A 24,999-nucleotide genomic window follows, 5' to 3' on the forward strand; every position below is an offset into this window, starting at 1 on the left:
TTATTCCAATTCTGCTCTTTTACGTAGTGCTAGAAAATAAGTTAATACAAATGGCACGATAATCACGATAACCATGCCGATTCCAAAGGCTAACCATCCACTTGGTACAATGGATAGAATCCCTGGTACACCACCGACTCCAATCGATGTTGCTTTCACATGCTGCATCGTAATAAATGCTGCTGCAATGGTTGTCCCGCCAATTGCTGCATAGAACGGATATCTAAATCGTAAATTCACCCCGAACATTGCCGGCTCTGTTATTCCAAGCCATGCAGAAATTCCCGATGTGAGTGATAATCCACGCAACCGTTCATTCTTTGCAGCCACCATCATCGCAAAAGCGGCCGATCCTTGCGCAATATTGGACAGTGCCAGAATTGGCCACAAGAAGGTTGTTCCAGTACTACCAATCAACTGCAAGTCCACCGCCAGGAATGTATGGTGCATTCCCGTAATAACAAGTGGTGCATAAATGGCACCGTAAACAAGTCCCCCAAGTAATGCATAAGAATCAAAAATAGCTACCAATCCGTCTGTAATCCAATTTCCGATGGTGAATGTCACTGGTCCGATAATGATAAACGTTAAGAATCCAGTAACTAACAATACAACTGGTGCTACAATCAATAACTGCAACGATTCCATAACCCGTTTCTTTAAGAAAATCTCAATCTTCGCCAATATCCAGGAGGCGAATAAAACCGGTAACACCTGGCCTTGATAACCTATTTTATCAATTTCCAAACCAAATAAATTCCAAGTTGGGATGCCGCCTTCTTCCAGTGCTTCCCCGTAACTCCATGCATTCAGTAAATCTGGATGTACCATAATAAGTCCTAATACTACTCCAAGTAATTCATTGCCGCCAAACCGTTTTACTGCCGACCAACCAATTAATGCCGGCAAAAACACAAATGCTGTATTGGCGATAATATTAATCATATCGGCTAATCCGGCCCATTGCTCATGGACCTCGATAAAGGTCTGATTTTCATAAAAGATTCCTTTGTTCGCCAATATATTATTTATTCCCATTAGTAAACCAGCTGTTACAATCGCAGGAAGAATTGGAATAAAGATGTCTGCCAATGTTTTAATCCCACGCTGTAAGATATTCTGCTTCTTCGCTGATGCTGCTTTCACATCATCCTTTGAAGCCTCACTTACTCCAGTATCATGCACCATTGCTTGATATACCCTATCCACTGTCCCCTGACCAATAACGACCTGAAACTGCCCATTGGCCGAAAAGACACCCTTGACGATATCCATATTTTCCAATGCTGTTTTATCAACTTGATCCTCATCGCCAAGTGCAAATCGCAGCCTTGTCACACAGTGCGTGGCAGCTTGGATATTTTCTTCTCCACCAACTGCCGCAACAATCTCCTGTGCCTCCTTGCTGTATTGCATTCCGTTTGTAGGTGATGCAGACGGTTTAGCGGAGGTCGTTTCTTTGCTGCTCGCTCCTGCTTCTACCTCGACAATGACAGTTTCTCCAGCTTTCGCAGTTTGATCCTTCGTCAAAGACAAGCTGGAATACGTGTCCTTATTCGTAAAAATAATTGGTGTAATGGTACTTGCAGCATGTTTCGAAATATAATCCATATCAAATGTTACAAGTGGATCACCAACTGATACTTCATCGCCCTCTGAAATATGGGTCTCAAAGCCTTCCCCATTTAAAGCAACCGTTTCCAAACCAATGTGAATTAAAATCTCCACACCAGCTTCAGTTTGTAAACCAATGGCATGCTTCGTTGGAAAAACCTGAATCACCTTACCATTTACAGGTGACACAACTTTTCCATCACTTGGTTCAATTGCGATTCCTTCTCCCATCATTTTTTCCGCAAACGTAGGATCTGGAACAGACTCTAAAGGTATAACTTTCCCGTTCAACGGAGAAAATATTGATTCTTTCGCCATATTCAATCCTCCTTTATTTTTTGAAACTTGTCTATACATGTTAGTTTAACTTGTATAGACAAGTTATACAAGCAAAATTTTATATCATTCTTTTCCATTTCCCTAAAAATTCAAAATACTAACCTGTTGAAGACAATATTTCATGGCTTGTAGAAGAAAACAAATTCAATTTGCCTCATGTGGCGGTTTAACTTACTCCATTTGGGAAAAATCATGATGTCACGTAACTTAAATGACGTTTATCTTACTCCTATTTGAAAATTCATGATGTCACGTAACTTAAATCACGTTTAACTTACTCCTATTTGGAAAATTCATGATGTCACGTAACTTAAATCACGTTTAACTTACTCCTATTTGGAAAATTCATGATGTCACGTAACTTAAATCACGTTTAACTTACTCCTATTTGGAAAATTCATTATGTCACGTAACTTAAATACGGTTTATTCACTATAAATCAAACACCCGGCAAGGAATCATACTCCTTGCCGGGTGCTTTCGTTTTTTATTTATTTCGTTTTGCTGCTTTTTCCCGTTCACTTTGGTAACCTCATAAATATGCTGTACTATTGAAAAGCAAAGTGACTATGTTAATCTTCATTAGTTCGACTTGCATGAAATAAAGGTTCATAATCACTGATTACTTCATAAATGTATTCTCCACATATATACAGGTGATGCTCTACACCAGGAATATCCTTGCTGCCAAGCCAAGGCAATGAATCGTACCAAGCAAGAAAATTGGATTGATGCATTTTATAAAAAATATGATTTGCTCGATCAGACGTTTGTTTGCTTTGTTCAACAACATCTGCCAAATCCAATATATCTTTTCGATCACAAGTTTTCGTAAAACGGTATGTCCAAATATAATCTTGAATTGCTGAAATACGGTCATACATCACATCAATGTGATAACCAGATGTATCCTCTATTTTTAAATGCAAACCTTTTTTAGGTTGATAACTGATTGATGATTGGAACACTTCCCCCACATCCTTAATAGGTTGCCATGATTGCAGTTTTTGTTTCATATCATTCAGACCTTTCACGGTTAATTTTCAAGCAATGTGGTTCCTTATCACTGAGCACCTCGAAAACGCTGTCCATCGTGAAAAAAATATGATGCTCTGCTTGCAATAACTTGTTTTCATTGCCTGACATTGCTGCAAGCCAAGCGTTATATTCCGAATGAATTGCCTTATAAAAACAGCCGGTATTTCCTTTATGGAATCTAGCAAGCTCATACGCCTGATTCACCAAAGGAACAAGATCATTTCTCGATGTTTCCTCGGCATACCGAAACCCCAATATTTGTTCACTATCATATGTGATAACTGCCTTGTTTTCGTGCAAATCTTCCAGCACTATTTTTAATCCTTTATCACTGAAATCAAATGCTTTATCATAGACTTCACCCACTAAATGAGGGGCAAGATCCCAAATGGCAAGTTTCATCCTATTACTATCCCTTCCATAATCACATAAATGATTCATTTCTTTTGCTATCGTCCTAAATACAATAATTTATTAATGTACTTTAGATGCTCACTTATAAACTCTAAAAATAAATTGTCTTTAGTGATTTACTTATATCTTACCTTATCTGTATAATTACTATTATTGGGTGTTGGATATCTGAGCGAAGGATAATTGTCTTTACTAGTATAAGAGGTAACAGTCTTTCCATTATATTTTTTCAATATAACTCCACTATCTCCAGTTGATTGTGGCTTCCCTGGCATTCTATCAAAATCAGCATTACGTTGCCTAATACCACCGGACTTCTCATAGTTATATACTCTTCCAGTATCGTTAGTTAACCTTGCAGTGGATTTTATACTACCCCATATTTGAGTGGGATTACATTGAATAGTTATATCATCGATGTGATATCTAGTATCTGAAATCCCATTAACCTCAGTACTTTTTATCCCACAAACTGGGGGTGAAGCTAATACCTCAGAAACAGGCTTAGCATTGAAGAAAGCAAAGAATCCCAAAACGAAAATAAAAATGAATTTACCGAATGACTTTTTCAAAATCATCATCCTTCCATATTTAATAATATTAGCTTAACAAACATATTCCGGATCCTCCATAGATAAATATGCCTTTTATTTCATGGTTTATCGACAAAAGTTTTCTCTTACCCCATCATATATTTTATAGCTACCAAAAAAACACCCGGCAAGGAATCATACTCCTTGCCGGGTGCTTTCGTTTTTTATTTATTTCGTTTTGCTGCTTTTTCCCGTTCACTTTGGTTAAGGATTTTTTTACGCAAACGAATGTTTTCAGGTGTAACTTCACAGTATTCATCGTCATTCAAATACTGAATTGCCTGCTCCAGTGACATATCTCTTGTTTTACGGATGGTCGCTGTTTGATCCTTTGTTGCTGAACGAACGTTGGTTAAATGTTTTTCGCGGGTAATGTTAACCGTTAAATCATTCTCTCGGTTGTGCTCGCCAACAATCATACCTGCATATACTTCTGTACCTGGATCAACAAAAATAATTCCGCGATCCTCCAGATGCATAATTCCGTACGTCGAGACTTTTCCGTTTTCAAGTGCAACAAGCACACCCTGACGACGGCCGCCAATTTTTCCTTTTACTACTGGTTCATAGGCATCGAATGTATGGTTTAAAATGCCGTAACCATGTGTTTGGGTCATAAATTCTGTTGCATAGCCAATCAATCCGCGAGATGGCACGCGGAATTCCAAGCGAACCTGTCCATTTCCATGGTTCACCATATCAAGCATTTCACCTTTACGTGTACCAATCGCTTCCATGACCGCACCAGTATATTCTTCCGGCACATCGACTTGAACGCGCTCAATCGGTTCACATTCTACACCATCTACTTCTTTGATGATGACCTGTGGTTTTGAAATCTGCAGTTCGAAGCCTTCCCGGCGCATATTTTCAATTAAAATAGACAAATGCAGCTCGCCGCGACCGGAAACGACCCATGCGTCTGGGGAATCCGTTTGATCTACACGTAGACTTACATCTGTTTTTAATTCCTTCATCAAACGTTCATTAATTTGACGAGAAGTAATAAACTTACCGTCCTTACCCGCAAAAGGACTATTATTGACGACAAACGTCATTTGCAAGGTTGGTTCATCAATGTGAAGCAAAGGCAATGCCTCCAGATGCTCTGGCTGACAAATTGTTTCTCCAATATTGATATCATCCAGGCCGGAAATAGCAACAATATCCCCAGCTACGGCTTCCTTAATTTCAATTCGTTTCAAACCAATAAAACCGAGTAATTTTGAAATACGGAAATTCTTTGTGGAACCATCAGTCCGCATGACCGTAACCTGTTGTCCGACACTGATTTTCCCGCGAGCAACACGGCCAACACCAATTCTACCAACATAGTCATTGTAGTCCAAAAGTGTAACCTGTAGCTGTAGGAAATCATCCCGTGTATCAGCAGGGGCAGGAATATGATCCATGATTGTATCAAACACTGGGTCCATGGTCGCTCCCTGTTCTTCCGGTGTGTATCCAGATGTTCCGTTCAATGCTGATGCAAATACGACTGGAAACTCCAATTGGTCATCGTCTGCGCCAAGATCAATAAATAAATCAAGTACTTCATCAATCACTTCAGTCGGGCGAGCATTGGGACGGTCCACTTTATTTACCACGACGATTGGCGTCAACTTCGCTTCCAATGCTTTTTTCAGAACAAAGCGTGTTTGCGGCATTGTTCCTTCAAAAGCATCTACAACAAGTGCCACACCATCTACCATTTTCATAATCCGTTCCACTTCCCCACCGAAATCGGCGTGACCTGGCGTATCCATGATGTTGATGGTATTTCCTTTGTATTGGATGGCCGTATTTTTTGCTAATATGGTGATACCACGTTCCCGCTCGATATCTCCGGAATCCATGGCACGATCTTCAACTTGTTCATTATCACGAAATGTTCCACCATATTTCAACAGCTGATCCACTAAGGTAGTTTTACCATGGTCAACGTGGGCAATAATGGCAATATTCCGTATATCTTCTCGTAATTGCATAAAAACGCTCCTCTATAAATAACGAATGAATCAAACTAGATTATTATAACACATACAAGCTCCGTTAAAAAGAACAATCAATTATTTTTTGATATTTTTTCCAAAAACAACCCTATCCTCGAAGCGTGATGGTAAATTTAGCTCCGCCAAGTTCTGATTTCCCTATTGCAATGGTGCCATTGGATTGTTCTATAATTGCACGTGAAATCGCTAGTCCAAGCCCGGTTTCGCCATTCTTACCTTTTACAAAACGGTGAAAAATATGTGGGATGAATGCTTCGGAAATGCCCGGTCCATCATCCTCAATGATAATTTGTTTGGTTTGCTGGTCTTTATACGCATGAATTTGAACCATCGTATGGGCATGGCGGATTCCATTAAAAGTAATATTCAGTAAGGCACGTAAAAACTTTTCCTCATCTACATCAAGCTGCAGCTGGTCCTCCACATCCACCTTCAATTCAATGTTTTTTTCATTGATAAGCGGCAAGGCCCGATCTGTCACTTGCTTCATTAGTGCAGCTGCATCTAGCTTCATCGGCTGATAGGCTGTCTGTTCACTATCCAGCTTGGCTAATAAAATCATTTCATTAATAATTGTTTTAAGTCGATTCACTTCTGTCACAATGACTTCAAGACCTTTATCCGTTTCCTGTGCATCAAAAACCTTTTCCTTAATTCCTTCAGCATAGCCTTGGATTGTCATGAGCGGAGTCTTTAACTCATGGCTCGCATTTTGAAAAAACACTTGCTGTGACTGGATATAGCGCTGCAGTTCATTCGCCATATCGTATACGCTTTGGGCAACTTCCTTAATCTCCCCTGTCGCACGGATCGGTTCAATCTGGTCAAATTGTCGCTTCTCAATTTTTTTCAATTGCCATTTTAGGCGTGTCAGCGGGGTAACCAGCTTATTCGTTAAGAAGTAGCTTAAGATAACTGCTGCAATCGCACCAATAATAAATACAAGAATCAATCGAGCCACAAAGCTCTGTTGAACAGCGCGTAAATCATTCAAAGGTGTTAATAATATTAATTCTACCCCGGTATGCTCCGGATAAAATAAAATACGCGATGTAACAAATTTATCTTTTCCATATTCCCACAGCTTGCCGCTCGTATCTAAAATATTATTATTGCGAATGAATCCTTTCACAACCTGATTGGACATCGTTGAAAAAAGGACAGCATTTTGAGCACGATCATATAAAATGAGCTGCAGGTTTTGCTCCTCCAAAAATTCACTAAACTGCTTATTCTGCCCAGTTCCATATTGTTCGTTCAGTACATTAACAAGTATTTCACCCTGTTGCTCCAGTTGTCTTTGCTCATTTTGCACGAGTAAATCCATAATTAAGGAATGAATAAAAAATCCAGTTACCGCCAAGATGACTAACAAAAGGGCTGTAAACGCGGCATTCAACTGATATTGCAGCTTCATTGTGCTTCCTCACTATGACGTAATCGGTACCCAAATCCCCATACCGTTTCCAGCGGCATATTGGAAAACTTTTTCCGCAGCCGTTTTACAAGGTCGTCGACGGCACGATCACTACCAAAGTAATCCTCCCCCCAAATTCGCAGCAGCAGCTCTTCTCTGGAAAAAGCTCGATTCACATGCTCCGCAAATAACAGCAGCATATCATATTCCTTCGTTGTAATTTCTTGTTCCTCCCCTTCCCAAAATACACGCCGCTCTTGCTTATAAATAAGTAACGAACCAACATGCAGCTTGTCCTGCTCTATGTTTCCAGTGGAAGGCTGGGAGCGCTTGAATAATCGTTTTACACGAGCGACCAGCTCTCTTGGACTAAAAGGTTTGGTTAAATAATCGTCGCCACCTAGCTCTAACCCTAATATTTTATCGATTTCCTCATCCTTTGCTGAAATCATGATGATGGGAACATCGCTTTCATTTCTAATTTGTTTACAAAATTCATACCCATTCATACCGGGCAGCATAATATCGAGTATCCACATATCCGGAGGGTTTGTTTCCCATAATGCTGTTCCAGCTTCTGCAGAATCCAAAACAATCACATCATATCCCTCCTTCTTTAAAAAAGCGGATACGATGTTTTGAATGTTCGGATCATCCTCCACAATTCCGATTGTCTGGCCCATAGCTGGCACTCCTTTCAGATCACAATGCTTTTCTTTATTTTTACATGTAACGAGACGTTAGGCAATTATTAATAGCTTTTACACACTTTTTACATAATTATCCCTAAGCTGTGCCAACTACACTGGGTAAGATAAACATATAGCAAACAAACACCATACACATACATGTCTAACGAAAGGATGGTTAACATGGATCATGATACAAATCGGCAACCTGATAAGGAAGAACGAAAGGATGCAGTCGATTCCACGCAAATGAATTCAGCCGGATCAATGGAATCTTCAGGATCTGAGAAAGAACCCATTACGGAAAAATATCAGGATGAAAACAATGCAGTGAACGAATCAAATAAAGAAAATCATGAAATGGACTCAGCGACCGAGCCAATCCAAGCAGGGGATGGAAATTATTCAATGCCTAGGTCCAATCAAGCAGATGAAAACAATAGCTCGATGTCCGAATCACATCGGGCAAATAATCAAGATACTTTGCATCATGCAGCACCCGAACAACCGATAGCCAGATATTCGAGTCAACCTGAAGAAATGCAATATGATGATATCCAGTTTAACAAGCAGCCACAGGAGCCAGCGAAGGAAACAGAACCAATAAAGCAAAAAAGAACAAAAACAAAACGCTCTGGAATGAGCGCCTTCGTTGGTGGCATAACTGGTGGAGTTGTATCAGCCGCTGCAGTACTCATGCTTGTAGCAAATAATATGCTGCCATTTGTTACAGACACAGGGAATGATTCGAGTACAGTAACACAAGATGCTTCCCCAAGTGTTGTTCAAACGATGGCTTCAGAGGACGCAGAAACAGCTAGCGGTATTGATGAAGCAACAAAGGCCGTTGTCGGTGTACTCAATATGCAAAAACAAGATATCTGGTCCGGCAGTGAGGAAACAGGCTCTGGATCTGGTATCATCTACAAAAAAGAAAATGGAAAAGCATATGTTGTAACCAACCATCATGTAGTCGCAAACGCAGGAGAAGTGGAAATTGTCTTGGATAATGACGAACGCATCTCGGCAAAGGTGCTAGGATCTGATGAATTAACTGACTTAGCTGTTTTGGAAGTCGATGGTAAAAAAATCGATACCGTTGCAAAACTCGGAAACTCCGAAAAATTACAATCAGGCGAGACGGCAATTGCCATTGGTAATCCGCTCGGCATGGATTTTGCCAATACGTTAACAAAAGGAATTATTAGTGGATTGAACCGTTCCATTGAAGTAGACACGAATGGAGATGGCCAAGCAGACTGGGTGACAGAGGTAATTCAAACAGATGCTGCTATTAATCCTGGTAACAGTGGTGGCGCACTTGTCAATGCAAAAGGAGAAGTAATCGGGATTAACTCGATGAAAATTGCCAAAGAAGAAGTGGAAGGTATTGGATTTGCTATTCCGATTGACACGGCTCAACCAATCATCAATCAATTGGAGACCAAGGGTGAAGTAGCTCGACCATTCATCGGCATTAGCACCGCATCATTAGAGCAAGTACCACCGCAATTCCGTGGTAAAATCCAGCTTCCAGATGATGTAACTGGCGGTATGGTCATTGCCGATGTCGAAAATGGCTCACCTGCAGATCAAGCCGGATTGAAACAATTCGATGTCATTACCAAAATTAATGGTGAAGATATTCAAACCCTTTTGGATTTACGGAAGTATATGTATTCTGAAACATCCATTGGTGACACCATCAAAGTTGAGGTTTATCGCGATGGTCAAAAGCAAACCGTTGAACTAACGCTGAAAGAACGTCAATCAATTTAACATGACGTTATCCGTATGACATTGTCATACTTTATATAAATGAGAACCACCTTTTTCACTCACCCCCCTGTGAATAAGGTGGTTCTTTTGCTTCATTTTAAATAGGTCTTTTTTCTCATTATTGAAAAATTACAAGGATTCTTAGAGATTTTGTCGAATGTATGATAGCACAGATAACTGTGCATATAGTTATATAAAAAGATAAAGGAAGTGAGAATGATGCTTTGTCCAACATGTGGTAACGAGACAGAAGCGGGAAAATTTTGCACAAGCTGTGGCGCACAGCTTACAGAAGAACCTGCAGCAACAAGTGATCCAACCATTACACCTGCTGCACCAACAGAACAAAAGACACAGGAGCAAACAAACTTGCCTCCAAATGAATCTGTTGAAAAAATAAAAAAGGCGGGCGCTAATTTTGGTACGTTTTTCCTAACACTACTAAAACAGCCTAGTAAGGCGAAAGACATGAATGCGAAAGAAATAGTCTCCGGTATTATTTCAATTGTACTATTTTCATTAATTATTTCGCTCTCATCATACATTATGTTAAGCGCTGCTTTTAGTGGCCTATTTAGCAGCCCAAGCTTTGTGGATTCTTTTCTACTGCCTTTCATCCAGTTCTTAATCTTATTTGCCATTGTAGGCTTTGTCACCTTTGGCGGTATTAAGCTGGCAGCGGGAGATACATCCATTGCAGGTGTGTTTGCCAAATATGGCGCATACCTTACTCCATTTTTGATTTTGTTTGTACTTGGGGCAATCCTAGGTCTTATCCAACTACCTTGGATTCCGGTACTTATGATGATGGTTAGTATCATTGGCCCATTACTGGCCATCCCAACATTCATCGTATTGGAACATAAAGAAAATGGCTTCGATCAGATTTTTGTACTCATTGGGATTTATATCATAAATTTATTGGCATTCGGTCTTTTGATGCAATCATTTATGAACATGCTCATGGGCAGCCTTTTCGACGGAATCATGGGCGGATTTGGTTTCTAATACCATTCAAAACACACCCCAAAGGACGGATTCTATTCCGGCCCTTGAGGTGTGTTTTATTTTTTCTCTCATCTTCGAAACGAATTTTGCTCCGATTCCGTATGATTTTTTTACTCGACCCTCAAACGAGGAGAATTTCAACCTGGCTCTATCCAATTTTTTTACTCGCCCCCCACGCGAGGCTAATATTATCCTGATTCAGTACGATTTTTTTACTCGAATCCCACACGAGGCGATTTTTTACCTGATTCAGTACGATTTTTTTACTCGCCCCACACGCGAGTCTAATATTATCCTGATTCAATCCAATTATTTAACTCGAGCACAACGAAGGAATGCCAGATTCTCTTTCACAACGAAAAAAGGGCAGCTTCATTCCAACGTTTAGAAACCAAAAATGACCCTCTTCACACGGTCAAACCTTCCAATCCAACCTATCCCAAAAATAGATCCAATATGTTACCACCTGTAGAGCTTTTCTTATGGTAGAACTCTGAGTAACCACAATCCTCACAATATACGACAATGAACTGGTTATGCTGGATATCAAACATTTTTGAAAGACCGGTTCCGGTCATCGCGACTTCTTTCTGAGCAGCATTCATACTTCCACATTTATAGCATCCCTTTTCTTTTTCCATCCTGAACTCTCCCATTCTATTATGTACTCCTACTTCTATTTTACACTTCATTTACTGGGGTATGTTCAATTTTCCGCAAAAAAATATTTCATGAACGACATAAGCCTGTAGAATTTTTTCAACATGTTCTACAGGCTTGGAATTATATATCGTCATCATCTGTTTGTTCATCATCATCGATTCTTGCTTCATATTGTTTATGGCGATAGGCCGCACCGATGTATTTACCATTTGCGTCTGCTGCTAGAAAATCCTCTAATTCATCGACGCTTCCTACCCTTTCATCACTATTAGGGTACATTTCATCATAATTGTCCCGGTCTCCGTAAAAATCGGATGGTGTTTCACTCGTCCCGGGTCTGGCGACATCCTGCCATGTATCTTCAGCATCATAGCCAACCTGGTCCTCGTCCCCGCCATCTGGATTAATGGATGGACTAAACACCTGCTCTTCAACAGGGCGCTGATGCTTGAAAGTATCTTTTTTGGCATGCTCTATACATCGGTCTGTCGCTGGTACGGCCTGAAGACGCTCATAAGGTATGTCTACGCCACATTCGCTACAAATGCCATATGTCCCTTCTTCCAATGCATGGAGTGCTTCATTGATTTCTTCTAATTCTTTTTCAGCATGTTCATTTAAGGCTATATCCTTTCCCCGTTCAAATAATTCTGTTCCATGGTCACCTGGATGGTTGTCATAATTGGATAATTCTCCGAGTGATTCTTTAGCAAATTCATTTTTTAAATCAAAATGACTTTGAACCAGATGAATTAATTCGGTCTGTCTCTGCTGCAACAATGATTTACAATGTTCTTTTTGTTGTTTTGTTATCATGATGCATCCACTCCCCTCTTTCGACATTAGCTTTGCTATCTATACTATGTGCCAAAGTAGGTTGATGATTCTTGATTTCCATAGCCAATTCATGACAGTCACGGGAATATCATCCTGAAAATAAAAAGGAACACACCGGTGTGATTACGCTACATCATTTGATATAGTGAAACTTCAATCCACGGGGGTTTTTGCACTTCTCCCACGGAGTGTTAGTTGAACCAATCAAGCCTTCACTAACAATGCTTGTTATTAACAAAAATTCTTGATGTGGGTAGCTTACAGCCAGTTAAAATTGTGATAAAGCTAGTCAGCCAAACTTTCCACTTTCTTTATAAATGAAACAGGAATTTGAAGGATTTTGTCGAAATGTTAATACATCAGATCAGAAGAGGTGAAAGGTATGACAATGGAAAAACCAAAAATTGGTTTTATTGGCACAGGTGTGATGGGGAAAAGTATGGCAGACCATTTATTGCAGGCAGGTTATCCTGTTTCCATATACACACGGACAAAATCGAAAGCAGAAAGTTTACTGGAAAATGGTGCAACCTGGGAGGATTCTGTTGCCAGTTTATCCAGAAAGTGTTCTATTATTATTACTATCGTAGGCTATCCACAGGATGTTGAAGCTGTTTATTTTGGTTCAGCAGGTATATTGGAAAATGTTCAGGCAGGTAGCTATGTCATTGATATGACAACTTCTAAACCTGCTTTGGCACAGCGAATTTTTTCGGAAGCTTCGAAAAAAGACGTACAAGCGCTGGATGCACCTGTATCAGGTGGCGATATCGGGGCAAAAAACGGGACGCTTGCCATCATGGTTGGCGGCGAACAAACAGCATTTGATGCAGTATTACCTGTTTTTCAAGTGATGGGCAGTAATATTCTACTGCAAGGTCCAGCTGGTGCGGGACAGCATACGAAACTTAGTAATCAAATTACCATTGCTTCTAATATGGTCGGGGTTTGTGAGGCGATATCTTATGCGAAGAAGGCAGGACTGGACCCATCACTCGTTTTGGACAGCATCACAACCGGTGCTGCTGGAAGCTGGTCTTTATCCCATTTGGCGCCACGGATGATTCGTGGTGACGATGCGCCAGGCTTTTTCGTTAAGCATTTCATTAAAGATATGAAGATTGCTTTGGAATCTGCGCAAGAAATGGGATTGGCAACACCAGGTTTAGCCTTGTCACTTCAGCTTTATGAAGAATTGGCGGAAAATGGTGAGTCTGATAGTGGCACACAGGCATTGATCAAATTGTTTAGCAAATAAGCGACTATTTTTTCAGCCGCTCACTTATTTGCTGAACTTCAAATGCCAGATCATCGTTCCCAAACAGCTGCAGCACATGCAGTACGGAAGCAGTTGGAATAACCTCCAGCTCTTCCTTGGGATCCACATCTTCTAATGCTTCCAGTAAAGCTTTATTTTGCTGCTGACCAGGATAAGCTTTTTCATATAGCATTTCTGGGTCTACCTTGTTCTGAAAACACCAATACACGTATATTTGAATCATCATTTGTTCATCTTTTTGATAATTCTTGATAACTTGTTCATTTCTTTCTTGATTATCCATTGGATGGTTCGCCTTCCTTTCGCATGGAAAATAACCACATAAACGATATTGCCTGCTTTAGCTGCAAGGGCAGGTTTTCTGTTTCTGCTTGGTTCACGGCAGCTTTATATACACCAAAGCCTGTATCATATGTAAATCCATTTTCCTGACATAATCGCTGCAGCTCCCACGGCATTATTGTATGGCATATGGATGCTTTTCCATATAGACGCGGATAACTATTTGTACGTGGTCCTGCGGTTGGTCCGAGTAAACCAATGATAAGCAGTCCAGAGTCTTTAAGCATGCGATGGCATTCCAGGATGACCTGTAGTGGATTCTCCGTCCATTCTAATGTGTTGATGGCCATAATCGCATCAAAGGATTGATTTCCAAATGGAGGCGCGGCTGCGTCCCCCTGCGAAAAATGAATTGGCAAGGCATGAAATTGCTGCTTGGCAAGCTGAATCATTTCTGCTGATAAATCCATTGCCTGTACATGAAAACCGGCCTGATGTAATAAATACGAGCCATAGCCATTCCCACAGCCCAAATCTAAAACACTTTTTCCACTTTCCAGTTGTTTTGATATAAACGGAATAATATCTTTTCTGCTGCCTGTTTCCCACATTTTCTCACTGCGCTGCTTCCAAACGGGAGCCATATCATCCCATTGCTTCGACGCCGATTCCTTCCAGTTCCAATCATCCATTCACTCATCCACCTCCATCATGACTTACTCTCCTTATATTTTATCACAGATTAACTGGCTGTAAGACCCCCACATCTAGCATTATTGTTGATAACAAGCATAGTAAGTGGGGGATCAACAGCCAGTAAAGGCCTGATTGGTTCAACTAACAATCAGTGGGGGAAGTACAAAAATCCCCACTGATTGAAGTTTCACTTTATCACAGATTAACTGGCTGTAAGACCCCCACATCTAGCATATTGTTGATAACAAGCATAGTAAATGGGGGATCAACAGCCAGTAAAGGCCTGATTGGTTCAACTAACAATCAGTGGGGGAAGTACAAAAATCCCCACTGATTGAAGTTTCACTTTATCACAGATTAACTGGCTGTAAGACCCCTACATCTAGCATTATTGTTGATAACAAGCATAGTAAGTGGGGGATCAACAGCCAGTAAAGGCCTGATTGGTTCAACTAACAATCAGTGGGAGAAGTACAAAAATCCCCACTGATTGAAGTTTCACTTTATCACAGATTAACTGGCTGTAAGAACCCCACATCTAGCATTATTGTTGATTACAAGCATAGTAAGTGGGGGATCAACAGCCAGTAAAGGCCTGATTGGTTCAACTAACAATCAGTGGGGGAAGTACAAAAATCCCCACTGATTGAAGTTTCACTTTATACCAAACATGACTTTCACACACAAAAAAAGGATTTACCTCCCGAAAGAGATAAATCCTTTATACGTTTAAATTATAGAGCAGTTACGTTAGCTGCTTGAGGGCCACGATTGCCTTCAACGATTTCAAATTCAACTTCTTGACCTTCTTCAAGAGTTTTGAAACCTTCTGATTGGATTGCTGAGAAATGTACGAATACATCGTCTCCGTCTTCGCGCTCGATGAAACCGAAGCCTTTTTCTGCGTTAAACCATTTTACTTTACCAGTCATGTGAATGACCTCCTTATCGAATTATCGTGCAAAGTAATTGAATCCAAATACTTTTACAACGCTTTGATAAAGAGATCGTAAAGTATTATTCAAACTTCAATTTCCTTTTGCATCTTCTACTTTAACCCTTTCTTACTTAAAAATCAAGCTTTTTACATGTTATTTTTTGAAAACCTTTACAGCAAGTCGATTTTACTTGCTTTATTTATGCAAATAGGTTAGCTATCCTTGCGGGTACGAATATAACAAATGTAAGTAAAGGCGATTGCTCCTAAAGTCCATAACGATACGATACCAATATGTGACCAGCTGCCATCTTCTCCTAACTTAATCATTTGTGAAATTGGGAATGTAGCAAATATTTTTAAAACCATACTGCCTTCTTCAAATTGAAGACTCTCAACCATTGGTGTAAATCCAAACAAAAACATAAGCGGCATCATATATGCGGTTGTCATTCCTACTGTTTTGACGAATAGTCCAACACCAATTCCCAAGAATAAGAAGAAGAAAAATAAGATAATCAGGCCTATCATTGCCTTTGCATTTAATAAAGGTCCAATCCCCATGATCAACAGCGCAATGATTAAAGAAGCAAACGTGAGTAAGGTGGTTACCAAACTTTTTCCAATGATAATCTCTATAAAAGAAGCTGGGGACAACGTAAGTCCACGGAGTGTGTTTTTCTCACGTTCCTCCGCCATCATCATCATCATAAATCCAGCTGTTACAGCAGAATAGGTGACACCTACAATCAAATAAATAACAAACAGCGGTAAATCCTCGCCATCTCCCATTCGACTATAAAACACAGCCAAAATGATTGGCAGCAACGGCATAAAGAATAGCATAGAGTTTTTGGTAAAGTCTTTTAGGTCTTTTTCAAATATGGCCGAAATACGATTTACATTCATTAGACAAGCTCCTTCCCAGTAATGTTTAAGAAAATATCTCCAAGTGTCGGATTATCTGTATGCATTTCTTTTACAGCACCGTCCGCTATTAACTGTGCCACCTCTGCTGCATTATCCGGTGTATTTTCAATCACCAGCTCCTCTTCAGCAAAAGTTGTAATGTGAAAAGCATGGGAGGAATATTTATAACGCAATGCAGATGGACGATCCAGCTCCTGTATTTTCCCTTGATGTAAAAAGGCTACACGATCACAAAGATCTGCTGCTTCCTGCATGTCATGCGTGTTCAAGAAAATGGTTGTTCCTTCTTCATTTAGCTTGCGCAGACTGCGATGGATATGGGCGGTGTTCCCGGGATCCAATGCAGATGTTGGTTCATCTAAGAATAATAGCTTCGGCTGATGAATGAAGGACTTTGCCAATAACACACGTTGACGCATCCCCTTGGATAGCTTGGAAACAATCTTCTTCTGCTCTCCCCACATATTTACCAGCTCCAGCACTTCATCTATACGGCTTAATGGTTTTTCATACAGCTTACAAAACAGTTTTAAATTATCCAATACACTTAAGCGATCATATAAAGCACTATTATCAGAAAGAACACCGATTTGTGCTTTATAGGAAGAACGGTGAAATGCATCTGGATTTTTACCGAGCACTTCCAAATCCCCCGCCGTTTTACCGAGCTCGCCTGTCATTAATTTAATCATAGTTGTTTTACCCGCTCCACTTGGACCAAGCATGCCAAAAATTTCCCCTTCTGATACGTGAAAGCTAATTTGATCCAATGCCGTTGTTTGTTGAAACTTTTTTTGTACTTGATTCACTTTTATAATGTGACCCATTTTTGAGCTCTCCCCTTTCGTTCAGATTTCATCATAAAATGAATGCAGATATTTTTCCGCTGTTTTCAGGTGAATCGTACGTAAAAATAAGCGAATGGTACCCAAATGCCCTTGAATATCATCAAAATTAGGGCGAATGGATACCATTCCGAGTTCAACTGTACCTATTTCAGGTTGAATATTTCTTGGATTTCTTGTACTTTTGCACGCGATAATGGAATAGTGGATTCATTTTTATTTTGCAGCTTTAAAGAATATGTATTTTTTGACCATGTGATAATTTCCCTTACTTTTTGCAAATTAACAATATAAGATCGGTGGCAACGGTAAAACCCATATAATTCCAGTTTCTTCTCTACATCTGCCAAAGAGGAATCCATCAAATAAGATTCATCATTGATGACAATCGAAGACTTTCCCTCCTGACTTTCAATATAATCAATTTCTGTTGGATCGAATAAAATAACCTTGTCATCCAGCTTTGCATGAATTTTAAATAAATCAGCAATTCTCGGTGTGTGTCGATCCGGTGCTGCAACTTCTACCGCCTGCTCTTCCTGCTCTGTTTGTACTTCCTGCACACTATTTTCATTTAGTTTGTATACCTTATCTGTTAACATAATGGCCTGTTCCAAATTAGAAACAACGACAAGTACGGTTTGATTGGCTTTGATTAAATAATCTGTCAGCTCCATAAATACATTCACTGTTTCCACATCGACCCCGTGAATGGGCTCCATCCAAATATAATGCGCTACATCCATTAAAAAATATTTAGCATAGGCCACACGCCGTAATTCAGATGGCGTCAGTTGCTTTAACCGTTTTTTCGAACAGACATGCAGCCTGCACATTACCATTAACTCTGGAAACGGAAGCTCGGATCCAAACCACTTATGATAAAAACGTACATTTTCTTCAACGGTTAGCCGCTCATAAAGCCCCATCTCCGCCTCAAATATTTCCAGCTTTTTTTCATGCGAAAAATAATGTATCAGGGCAGCCTGTACCGAAGCATGACTATAAATAGCTGTTAATTCCGATTGCGGTATCGTAATCGAAAAAGCAGGCAAATTGTCCGATCCTTCTTTGTTCTCCAATACAAATGACATGGTTTACACCTCACATTTACAAAAACATATATTAAAGTAAATCTTCCATACTTTTTTTACTTGTGGAACGGATGATATGCCATACCATCCCGATAAAGCCAAATATCCATGCACCAAGTGCGATGACAAACATAATCTTTGGTATGACCATTAAAAAGGAAACATCCAGCGCTTTGGAAAATTGATACGTGCTCGTCGTATACATGGCAAGCGGAAACGCCATTCCCCAATATTGCGGATCATAATGAAAAGGATAATGGTGTATCAAATGTCGCCAAATAGCGAGAATGAACAAAAGAGGAATCCACCATGTACCTGTAATCCAGAAAAACAAAGTAAATCCTTTTAAAAATGGGGTTATCTCGTTAACCAATGGCGACAAGTCGGCCTGTAAAATTAAGGTTGCTCCTGCAAGCGTCGTAATAGCAACTGCCCCCATATTTATCCAATAAGGCGGTGTTAATGCCTCGAATTTAAATTCAACAAACGTAAAGCGATAAAATATTAAAGTAATTATATTTAAATAAAGCATACATCCTAAAAAGTACATAGCCAATGTAAAAAATAAGATGATGCGCTGTGTTTCACCGGCTGCGTATGGTGCCAATAATGTCCCCAAAATGGAAATCGATTGCGTCCCTACGGAGGCAATAAGCCATGCACCATTTATTCCTTCTGCAACCGATGGCTTATTTTTGCGAATTGTCACAGCTGTGAAAAAGGTATACATAATGATAACCCATAAAATAATTGCTGCAAACCAAAGTATCCATGAAAGCTGATGGTTGCCAACAACAATAATTAATTGGCTTCCAAACACCGACGTCCCTGCCACAAGTGTAAAAAATCCCGGCCCTTTTGCATGGCTCGTGATATCTTCCACAATATTTGAGAAATAATAACGAATTCGGATCAAGGTCAACATCCACAATCCCACATAAGCCATTATATTAATGCCTACCAAAATATAGGACAAGATCTGAAATCCCAATAAAAAAGAACAGATGGACAATGCACCGGTTGCCATCACCAATGCAAAATATCCGGAAAATAAGTGTGCTGCACTCTGTTTTAATAATTTAACCAATGACTACACCCCTTGCTGCATAACCAATACATATCTATTTAAGATTATCACAGTCATAAACTTGTGAACAGACAGGATCGAATCGATAGGACAAACAGCGTTAAAAAGATACCTGTCCTCCCTGGACGGAGGGTACAGAAGGATAAAAAGTGAAACTTCAATCAGTGGGGTTTTTCGCACTTCCCCCACTGATTGTTAGTTGAACCAATCAGGCCTCTGTTGATCTCCCACACTTACCATTCTTGTTTTTCAACAAAAATTCTTGCATTGGGGGTCTTACAGCCAGTTAATCTGTGATAAGCGATTATGTACAAGATAAAGTAATTTCCATCTCTAACATCGGCTCATAGTGAAATATGCGAATGTATCGGATCATATACGGTAATTTTGAGTTTGTTCTTTCAACTCTATTCCTCTATACTCCTTATGTGGTCTTTTTGTCTTTTATTATATATCATGCCTCCACTGGCACAAATTTACAGACTTCAGCATAGCGTCATTAGAAGTTCCTATTCCAGATTCACCCATTTTCATGCTATAAATGACTAGTCATTATTCGGGAAGCATCCATAGACCGATAGGATACCAAACTATTTTCCGTATTTGTAAAAACTGGAGAATAGTTTTTTTCAATGGTTTATAATTAGAATCAAATTGCTTACAGAAGAAGGCCAGAAATGGATGTGGCATTTTTTGGGGAACAGAAGATTTTTCCTACAAAGAATGGGAAGTAAAAGCATTTAAACAAGGTGATAAAAAGAACACGATAAACCCAATAACATTCAAAGATGAAGCATTATCCCCTCTTGATGATAAAATTTATGGACATGCTCGTTCCACAGTATTGTTTCCATCATCAGAACTTTGGAAGATACAGGTTTATATTGGTGGATAATTTTTTGACGAAATTACCGTTGATATTAACGTAAATGATTGACTGGCCATTACAAATACTAAACAACTTAATAATGATAGAAGAATTTTTTTTGAAATCCCGTTTAAACCTTGCTATAATTACTCTTGTGCAAGAATATGAATTTGAAATAAACCCCAAACATTTGTATCTTGCAAATACAAAATGACAGGTGGTAAACAGATTGGAAAGTAAACAGGATTATCAGGTTTTATTGTATTACAACTATGTGCATATTGAGGATCCGGAAGCATTCGCTACGGAACATTTACAGTTCTGTAAGGATCTTGAATTAAAAGGAAGAATCCTTGTCGCACATGAAGGGATTAACGGTACTGTTTCTGGAACAATGGAACAGACACAAAAGTATATGGATTCCATGCATAACGATGCGCGTTTTGCCGATATGGTATTCAAAGTGGATGCACATGATGGCCATGCATTCAAAAAAATGCATGTACGCCCTCGAAAAGAATTGGTTACACTTCGATTAGAAGATGACATCAATCCACTGGAAACGACTGGACAATATTTAGAGCCAAAAGATTTTTTTGCAGCTTTACAAGATGAAAACACAGTCGTATTGGATGCCCGTAATGATTATGAATTTGATCTTGGTCATTTTCGTGGTGCGATTCGTCCAGATATTGAAACGTTCCGAGAGTTGCCGGATTGGGTGAGGGAAAATCGCCATTTAATTGAAGGTAAGCGCATTTTAACCTACTGTACTGGCGGAATCCGTTGTGAAAAGTTCTCCGGATGGCTGGTTAAAGAAGGCTTTGAAGATGTGGCCCAGCTTCACGGTGGTATTGTTACTTACGGAAAAGACCCTGAAGTTCAAGGGGAACTTTGGGATGGAAAATGCTACGTATTCGATGAGCGAATTTCCGTACCAGTTAACCAAAAGGAACATGTTATTGTTGGGGTTGACTATTTTGATGGACAGCCTTGTGAACGATATGTTAACTGTGCAAACCCTGAATGTAACCGACAAATTTTATGCTCTGAGGAAAATGAACATAAATATTTGCGTGGTTGTTCCCACGAATGCCGTGTCAGCCCACGCAATATGTATGTGAAAGAACATAATCTTTCAACCGAGGAAGTTCAGGCACGTTTGGATGCACTCGAACAAGATACAGATACTGCTAATATAAAACAAGAAGCTTAAAATAGAACGAGCACGCTACCGGAAGCAGGTAGCGTGCTTTTTATATATTGAAAATCGTATAACCATACATCGTTTGACTTCACAAATGTGGCAGGCTAAACTGAAACCAAAGTAAAGATGCGTAAAAATATGAATCGAGATCTTCGTTTAAAGTTTGCTGTTTTTATGCTGATTTTTTGACGGTTCGATGACTTTCGTTTAGTTTTACTCGTTCACCCGCTGTTTTTTTGACGGTTCGACGACTTGCGTTTAGTTTTCTATACTTACCCACTGATTTTTTGACGGTTCGATGACTTTCGTTTAGTTTTCTATGCTCGCTCAATGATTTTTTGACGGTTCACTGACTTGCGTTTAGTTTTCTATGCTTACCCGATGTTTTTTTGACGGTTCGCTGACTTTCGTTTAGTTTTCTATACTTACTCAATGATTTTTTGACGGTTCGCTGACTTTCGTTTAGTTTTCTATACTTACTCGCTGATTTTTTGACGGTTCGATGGCTTTCGTTTAGTTTTCTATACTCACCCACTGATTTTGACGGTTCGATGGCTTTCGTTTAGTTTTCTATACTTACCCACTGTTTTCTTGACGGTTCACTGACTTGCGTTTAGTTTTCTATACTTACCCGATGATTTTTTGACGGTTCGATGGCTTTCGTTTAGTTTTCTATACTTACCCACTGTTTTCTTGACGGTTCGACGGCTTTCGTTTAGTTTTACTCGTTCACCCACTGATTTTTTGACGGTTCACTGACTTGCGTTTAGTTTTCTATGCTTACCCACTGATTTTGTTCACTGCTTTGCGCGCTTCATTCTCTGTACTTTTCATCCAAATTCTTGACGATTAGAGACAGTCTTGTCTTCATAAGGAATAATGATATTTCAAAAGGAGGATGCTTGTGGGGATTTATCAATTTTCTGCAAAAACGATTTCAGGTCACGACCAATCATTATCTGATTACAGAGGAAAAGTATTGCTGATTGTCAATACTGCGAGCAAATGTGGGTTCACACCACAGCTGGAAGGATTGCAAGCACTTTATGATAGTTTTCATCATAATGGCTTTGAAATTCTTGGCTTTCCTTGCAATCAATTTGCCAATCAGGACCCAGGTTCCGATGAGGAAATTGAGTCTTTTTGTCAGCAAAATTATGGTGTTTCCTTTCCGATGTTTTCCAAAGTAGATGTAAAAGGAGAACGTGCTCATCCACTTTTTCAGTATCTTACGTGGGAAGCGAAGGGATTCATTACAAAGCAAATCAAATGGAACTTTACCAAGTTTCTAATCGGTAAGGATGGCGAGGTTATTAATCGATATGCTCCGCAAACCAAGCCGGAACAGCTGAAAGAAGATATTGAAAAAGCATTACAAAAATAAAGTGAAACTTCAATCAGTGGGGGTTTTCGCACTACCTCCACCGATTGTTAATTGAACGAATCAGGCCTTTACTGGCTGTTGATCTCCCACTTACAATTCTGGTTATCATCAAAAATGCTGGAAGTGGGGGCTTACAGCCAGTTAATCTGTGATCAACAACAAACATGCAGACCCGGGATCCACGTTACGGATTCTCGGTCTGCATGTTTGTTTTAGAATCATTTTAGTAGGCTCTTGCCCAATAGACCAATTCTTTTGCTTCTTTTCCACAGCATACACAGGTTTCTGAAACCTTCTCCTGTTCAAATGGAATACACCGGGATGTTGCAGATGTTTCTTCTTTAATTTTCTCTTCACATGCTGTATCTCCACACCACATGGCTTTGATAAAGCCTGATTTTTCATCAAGCGTTTGTTTAAACTCATCCATATCAGCAGCAACGTTTGTCATCATTTCACGGTGCGCAAATGCTTTATCGAATAGATCCTGTTGAATCTCTTCCAATAATGCTGGAAGACGAACTTCCAGATCATCGATAGAAACGAATTCTTTTTCACCTGTATCTCTTCTCGCGAGGACAACTTGATTCTTTTCAATATCGCGTGGTCCCATCTCAATTCGAACTGGAATTCCCTTCATTTCATACTCATTGAATTTCCAGCCGGGCATTTTATCACTTGCATCAATATCTACACGAATCAGATTTTTTAACTTGTCACGTAAATCATAGGCTTTATCAAGTACGCCTTCTTTATGCTGTGCAATCGGCACAATCATCGCTTGTGTCGGTGCGATTCGTGGAGGAATAACCAAACCACGGTTATCACCATGAACCATAATCAACGCGCCGATAATTCTAGTCGTAATTCCCCAAGACGTCTGGTGGACATATTGCTGTTTCCCATTTTTATCTAAATAGGTAATATCAAATGCCTCAGCAAATCCTGACCCGAAGTGATGGGATGTTCCTGATTGAAGCGCACGACCATCATGCATTAACGTTTCAATAGTGAGGGTATATTTGGCGCCGGCGAACTTTTCTTTTTCCGTTTTTTTACCACGTAGAACTGGAATAGCTAGTTCATTTTCAACCACGTCTGCATACATTTCCAGCATCCGATTGGTTTCTTCAGCTGCCTCTTCATCTGTCGCATGTGCAGTATGCCCTTCCTGCCATAGGAACTCAAGAGAGCGTAAGAATGGACGTGTTGTTTTTTCCCAGCGGACCACGTTTGCCCATTGATTATACAGCATTGGCAGGTCACGATAGGAGTGAATATTGTTGGAATAGTACTCACAGAATAATACTTCGGAAGTAGGACGTACAACGAGACGCTCATGTAGTTCTTCCTCACCGCCATGGGTTACCCATGCCACTTCAGGTGCAAAGCCTTCCACATGATCCTTTTCCTTCTGCAATAAGCTTTCCGGAATGAACAGTGGGAAATAAACGTTGGAATGACCTGTTTCTTTAATTTTTCGATCCAATTCATCGCGAATTGCTTCCCAAATCGCATAACCGTACGGACGAATAATCATGGTTCCTCGAACAGTCCCGTAATCAACCAGCTCCGCCTGTTTCACCACGTCCGTGTACCATTGTGCAAAATCATCCTCCATGGCAGTTACTTTTTCAACAAATTGTTTATTATTTTTGCCCATTCTAAACACCCTTTTCTATATTTCATCAATTGATTTTTTGCATAAAAAAAGACCCTTCCATCAAAAAGGGACCTAGGTCTGGTGGTACCACCCTTGTTTGCAGGCTGTGATTGCTAAGCCGTGCACACTTTCCTTTGATAACGGTATCTAAACCGCGCTCGTCTTTTGGCACATACCATCGACAGCGAAACTCCAAGGCAGGTTCCGCAGCATGTCTCTGGAAAGTTACAGCAAGCCTTTCCTCTCTGAGAGAGACCATGAATACGTACTAATCCTTTTCAACGTTTACATATAGATGTTGTAGTTAAAATATATATCGGGACG

The 24,999-nt window shown here is 39.9% G+C and carries 22 protein-coding genes and 1 other annotated feature; of the genes, 5 read left to right on the top strand and 17 right to left on the bottom strand.

Annotated elements, in window-relative coordinates:
- The 7 genes from treP to DX933_RS01045 all read right to left on the bottom strand — a co-directional run bounded on the left by treP (position 1) and on the right by DX933_RS01045 (position 8,110).
- Positions 1-1,932, bottom strand: a complete 1,932-nt coding sequence (gene treP / locus DX933_RS01015; RefSeq protein ID WP_123314616.1) for a PTS system trehalose-specific EIIBC component — start codon at positions 1,930-1,932, stop codon at positions 1-3.
- Between the two features lie 593 nt (positions 1,933-2,525).
- Positions 2,526-2,921 carry a hypothetical protein gene (locus DX933_RS01020; RefSeq protein WP_145962251.1) on the bottom strand — a complete coding sequence of 132 codons (396 nt, stop codon included), beginning with the start codon at positions 2,919-2,921 and terminating at the stop codon, positions 2,526-2,528.
- Positions 2,922-2,970: 49 nt separating this feature from the next.
- Entirely contained in the window at positions 2,971-3,393 is a 423-nt protein-coding gene (locus tag DX933_RS01025) for a hypothetical protein (protein ID WP_123314618.1), read from the bottom strand.
- A gap of 128 nt (positions 3,394-3,521) precedes the next feature.
- A complete protein-coding gene (locus DX933_RS01030) occupies positions 3,522-3,977 on the bottom strand; it encodes a hypothetical protein (protein WP_123314619.1) in 456 nt (151 codons plus the stop codon).
- Positions 3,978-4,162: 185 nt separating this feature from the next.
- On the bottom strand, positions 4,163-5,986 hold the full coding sequence (gene typA / locus DX933_RS01035) for a translational GTPase TypA (RefSeq protein ID WP_123314620.1): 1,824 nt from the start codon (positions 5,984-5,986) through the stop codon (positions 4,163-4,165).
- 112 nt (positions 5,987-6,098) lie between these two features.
- On the bottom strand, positions 6,099-7,427 hold the full coding sequence (locus DX933_RS01040; RefSeq protein WP_123314621.1) for a sensor histidine kinase: 1,329 nt from the start codon (positions 7,425-7,427) through the stop codon (positions 6,099-6,101).
- Positions 7,424-8,110 (bottom strand): response regulator transcription factor, encoded by a 687-nt coding sequence (locus DX933_RS01045; protein WP_123314622.1) that lies wholly within the window; start codon positions 8,108-8,110, stop codon positions 7,424-7,426. The genes DX933_RS01040 and DX933_RS01045 overlap by 4 nt, the downstream gene beginning before the upstream one ends.
- A 189-nt stretch (positions 8,111-8,299) precedes the next feature.
- Between DX933_RS01045 and DX933_RS01050 the strand changes: the two genes are divergently transcribed.
- Positions 8,300-9,895, top strand: coding sequence for a S1C family serine protease (locus DX933_RS01050; protein ID WP_317843062.1), 1,596 nt, complete (start codon positions 8,300-8,302; stop codon positions 9,893-9,895).
- Positions 9,896-10,114: 219 nt separating this feature from the next.
- Entirely contained in the window at positions 10,115-10,903 is a 789-nt protein-coding gene (locus DX933_RS01055; protein ID WP_123314623.1) for a zinc ribbon domain-containing protein, read from the top strand.
- A gap of 434 nt (positions 10,904-11,337) precedes the next feature.
- On the opposite strand, the gene DX933_RS01060 is transcribed toward DX933_RS01055, so the two are convergent.
- Both DX933_RS01060 and DX933_RS01065 read right to left on the bottom strand, forming a co-directional pair.
- The gene (locus DX933_RS01060; RefSeq protein ID WP_123314695.1) at positions 11,338-11,544 is read right to left on the bottom strand and encodes a zinc ribbon domain-containing protein; all 207 of its coding nucleotides are present in this window, start codon (positions 11,542-11,544) and stop codon (positions 11,338-11,340) included.
- 142 nt (positions 11,545-11,686) lie between these two features.
- Positions 11,687-12,382 carry a TraR/DksA C4-type zinc finger protein gene (locus tag DX933_RS01065; protein ID WP_123314624.1) on the bottom strand — a complete coding sequence of 232 codons (696 nt, stop codon included), beginning with the start codon at positions 12,380-12,382 and terminating at the stop codon, positions 11,687-11,689.
- A 379-nt stretch (positions 12,383-12,761) separates the two neighbouring features.
- On the opposite strand from DX933_RS01065, the gene DX933_RS01070 reads away from it, so the two are divergent.
- Positions 12,762-13,661 (top strand): NAD(P)-dependent oxidoreductase, encoded by a 900-nt coding sequence (locus DX933_RS01070; protein ID WP_263363159.1) that lies wholly within the window; start codon positions 12,762-12,764, stop codon positions 13,659-13,661.
- A gap of 4 nt (positions 13,662-13,665) precedes the next feature.
- On the opposite strand, the gene DX933_RS01075 is transcribed toward DX933_RS01070, so the two are convergent.
- From DX933_RS01075 to DX933_RS01105, 7 genes are all read right to left on the bottom strand, one after another.
- On the bottom strand, positions 13,666-13,965 hold the full coding sequence (locus DX933_RS01075; RefSeq protein WP_123314626.1) for a hypothetical protein: 300 nt from the start codon (positions 13,963-13,965) through the stop codon (positions 13,666-13,668).
- Positions 13,958-14,656, bottom strand: a complete 699-nt coding sequence (locus DX933_RS01080; RefSeq protein WP_123314627.1) for a class I SAM-dependent methyltransferase — start codon at positions 14,654-14,656, stop codon at positions 13,958-13,960. The genes DX933_RS01075 and DX933_RS01080 overlap by 8 nt, the downstream gene beginning before the upstream one ends.
- 738 nt (positions 14,657-15,394) lie before the next feature.
- Positions 15,395-15,592, bottom strand: a complete 198-nt coding sequence (locus tag DX933_RS01085) for a cold shock domain-containing protein (protein WP_123314628.1) — start codon at positions 15,590-15,592, stop codon at positions 15,395-15,397.
- A gap of 218 nt (positions 15,593-15,810) precedes the next feature.
- A complete protein-coding gene (locus tag DX933_RS01090; protein WP_123314629.1) occupies positions 15,811-16,506 on the bottom strand; it encodes an ABC transporter permease in 696 nt (231 codons plus the stop codon).
- The gene (locus tag DX933_RS01095) at positions 16,506-17,354 is read right to left on the bottom strand and encodes an ABC transporter ATP-binding protein (protein ID WP_123314630.1); all 849 of its coding nucleotides are present in this window, start codon (positions 17,352-17,354) and stop codon (positions 16,506-16,508) included. The genes DX933_RS01090 and DX933_RS01095 overlap by 1 nt, the downstream gene beginning before the upstream one ends.
- Before the next feature lie 164 nt (positions 17,355-17,518).
- Complete coding sequence (locus DX933_RS01100) at positions 17,519-18,466, bottom strand: LytTR family transcriptional regulator DNA-binding domain-containing protein (RefSeq protein WP_123314631.1); 948 nt, start codon at positions 18,464-18,466, stop codon at positions 17,519-17,521.
- A gap of 31 nt (positions 18,467-18,497) precedes the next feature.
- Positions 18,498-19,553, bottom strand: a complete 1,056-nt coding sequence (locus tag DX933_RS01105; RefSeq protein ID WP_223805832.1) for a tellurite resistance/C4-dicarboxylate transporter family protein — start codon at positions 19,551-19,553, stop codon at positions 18,498-18,500.
- Positions 19,554-20,650: 1,097 nt separating this feature from the next.
- Here DX933_RS01105 and trhO point away from each other — a divergent pair.
- Together trhO and DX933_RS01115 are read left to right on the top strand one after the other, a co-directional pair.
- Complete coding sequence (gene trhO, locus DX933_RS01110) at positions 20,651-21,637, top strand: oxygen-dependent tRNA uridine(34) hydroxylase TrhO (protein ID WP_123314632.1); 987 nt, start codon at positions 20,651-20,653, stop codon at positions 21,635-21,637.
- A gap of 895 nt (positions 21,638-22,532) precedes the next feature.
- Entirely contained in the window at positions 22,533-23,012 is a 480-nt protein-coding gene (locus DX933_RS01115) for a glutathione peroxidase (protein WP_190279367.1), read from the top strand.
- 223 nt (positions 23,013-23,235) lie between these two features.
- Here the strand turns inward: DX933_RS01115 and proS are convergent, their stop codons facing one another.
- Positions 23,236-24,675 (bottom strand): proline--tRNA ligase, encoded by a 1,440-nt coding sequence (gene proS, locus DX933_RS01120; protein ID WP_123314634.1) that lies wholly within the window; start codon positions 24,673-24,675, stop codon positions 23,236-23,238.
- A gap of 63 nt (positions 24,676-24,738) precedes the next feature.
- Positions 24,739-24,966 (bottom strand) — a binding site (T-box leader).
- Positions 24,967-24,999: the final 33 nt, after the last annotated feature.

This window comes from Ornithinibacillus gellani, from assembly GCF_003730295.1.
Taxonomy (GTDB): Bacteria; Bacillota; Bacilli; order Bacillales; family Amphibacillaceae; genus Ornithinibacillus_A; species Ornithinibacillus_A gellani.

Coding starts and splice junctions, on each gene's coding strand:
- treP (WP_123314616.1), bottom strand. CDS start 1,932: ATGGCGAAAGAATCAATATTTTCTCCGTTGAACGGGAAAGTTATACCT.
- DX933_RS01025 (WP_123314618.1), bottom strand. CDS start 3,393: ATGAAACTTGCCATTTGGGATCTTGCCCCTCATTTAGTGGGTGAAGTC.
- typA (WP_123314620.1), bottom strand. CDS start 5,986: ATGCAATTACGAGAAGATATACGGAATATTGCCATTATTGCCCACGTT.
- DX933_RS01040 (WP_123314621.1), bottom strand. CDS start 7,427: ATGAAGCTGCAATATCAGTTGAATGCCGCGTTTACAGCCCTTTTGTTA.
- DX933_RS01045 (WP_123314622.1), bottom strand. CDS start 8,110: ATGGGCCAGACAATCGGAATTGTGGAGGATGATCCGAACATTCAAAAC.
- DX933_RS01050 (WP_317843062.1), top strand. CDS start 8,300: ATGGATCATGATACAAATCGGCAACCTGATAAGGAAGAACGAAAGGAT.
- DX933_RS01055 (WP_123314623.1), top strand. CDS start 10,115: ATGCTTTGTCCAACATGTGGTAACGAGACAGAAGCGGGAAAATTTTGC.
- DX933_RS01060 (WP_123314695.1), bottom strand. CDS start 11,544: ATGGAAAAAGAAAAGGGATGCTATAAATGTGGAAGTATGAATGCTGCT.
- DX933_RS01065 (WP_123314624.1), bottom strand. CDS start 12,382: ATGATAACAAAACAACAAAAAGAACATTGTAAATCATTGTTGCAGCAG.
- DX933_RS01075 (WP_123314626.1), bottom strand. CDS start 13,965: ATGGATAATCAAGAAAGAAATGAACAAGTTATCAAGAATTATCAAAAA.
- DX933_RS01080 (WP_123314627.1), bottom strand. CDS start 14,656: ATGGATGATTGGAACTGGAAGGAATCGGCGTCGAAGCAATGGGATGAT.
- DX933_RS01085 (WP_123314628.1), bottom strand. CDS start 15,592: ATGACTGGTAAAGTAAAATGGTTTAACGCAGAAAAAGGCTTCGGTTTC.
- DX933_RS01090 (WP_123314629.1), bottom strand. CDS start 16,506: ATGAATGTAAATCGTATTTCGGCCATATTTGAAAAAGACCTAAAAGAC.
- DX933_RS01095 (WP_123314630.1), bottom strand. CDS start 17,354: ATGGGTCACATTATAAAAGTGAATCAAGTACAAAAAAAGTTTCAACAA.
- DX933_RS01100 (WP_123314631.1), bottom strand. CDS start 18,466: ATGTCATTTGTATTGGAGAACAAAGAAGGATCGGACAATTTGCCTGCT.
- proS (WP_123314634.1), bottom strand. CDS start 24,675: ATGGGCAAAAATAATAAACAATTTGTTGAAAAAGTAACTGCCATGGAG.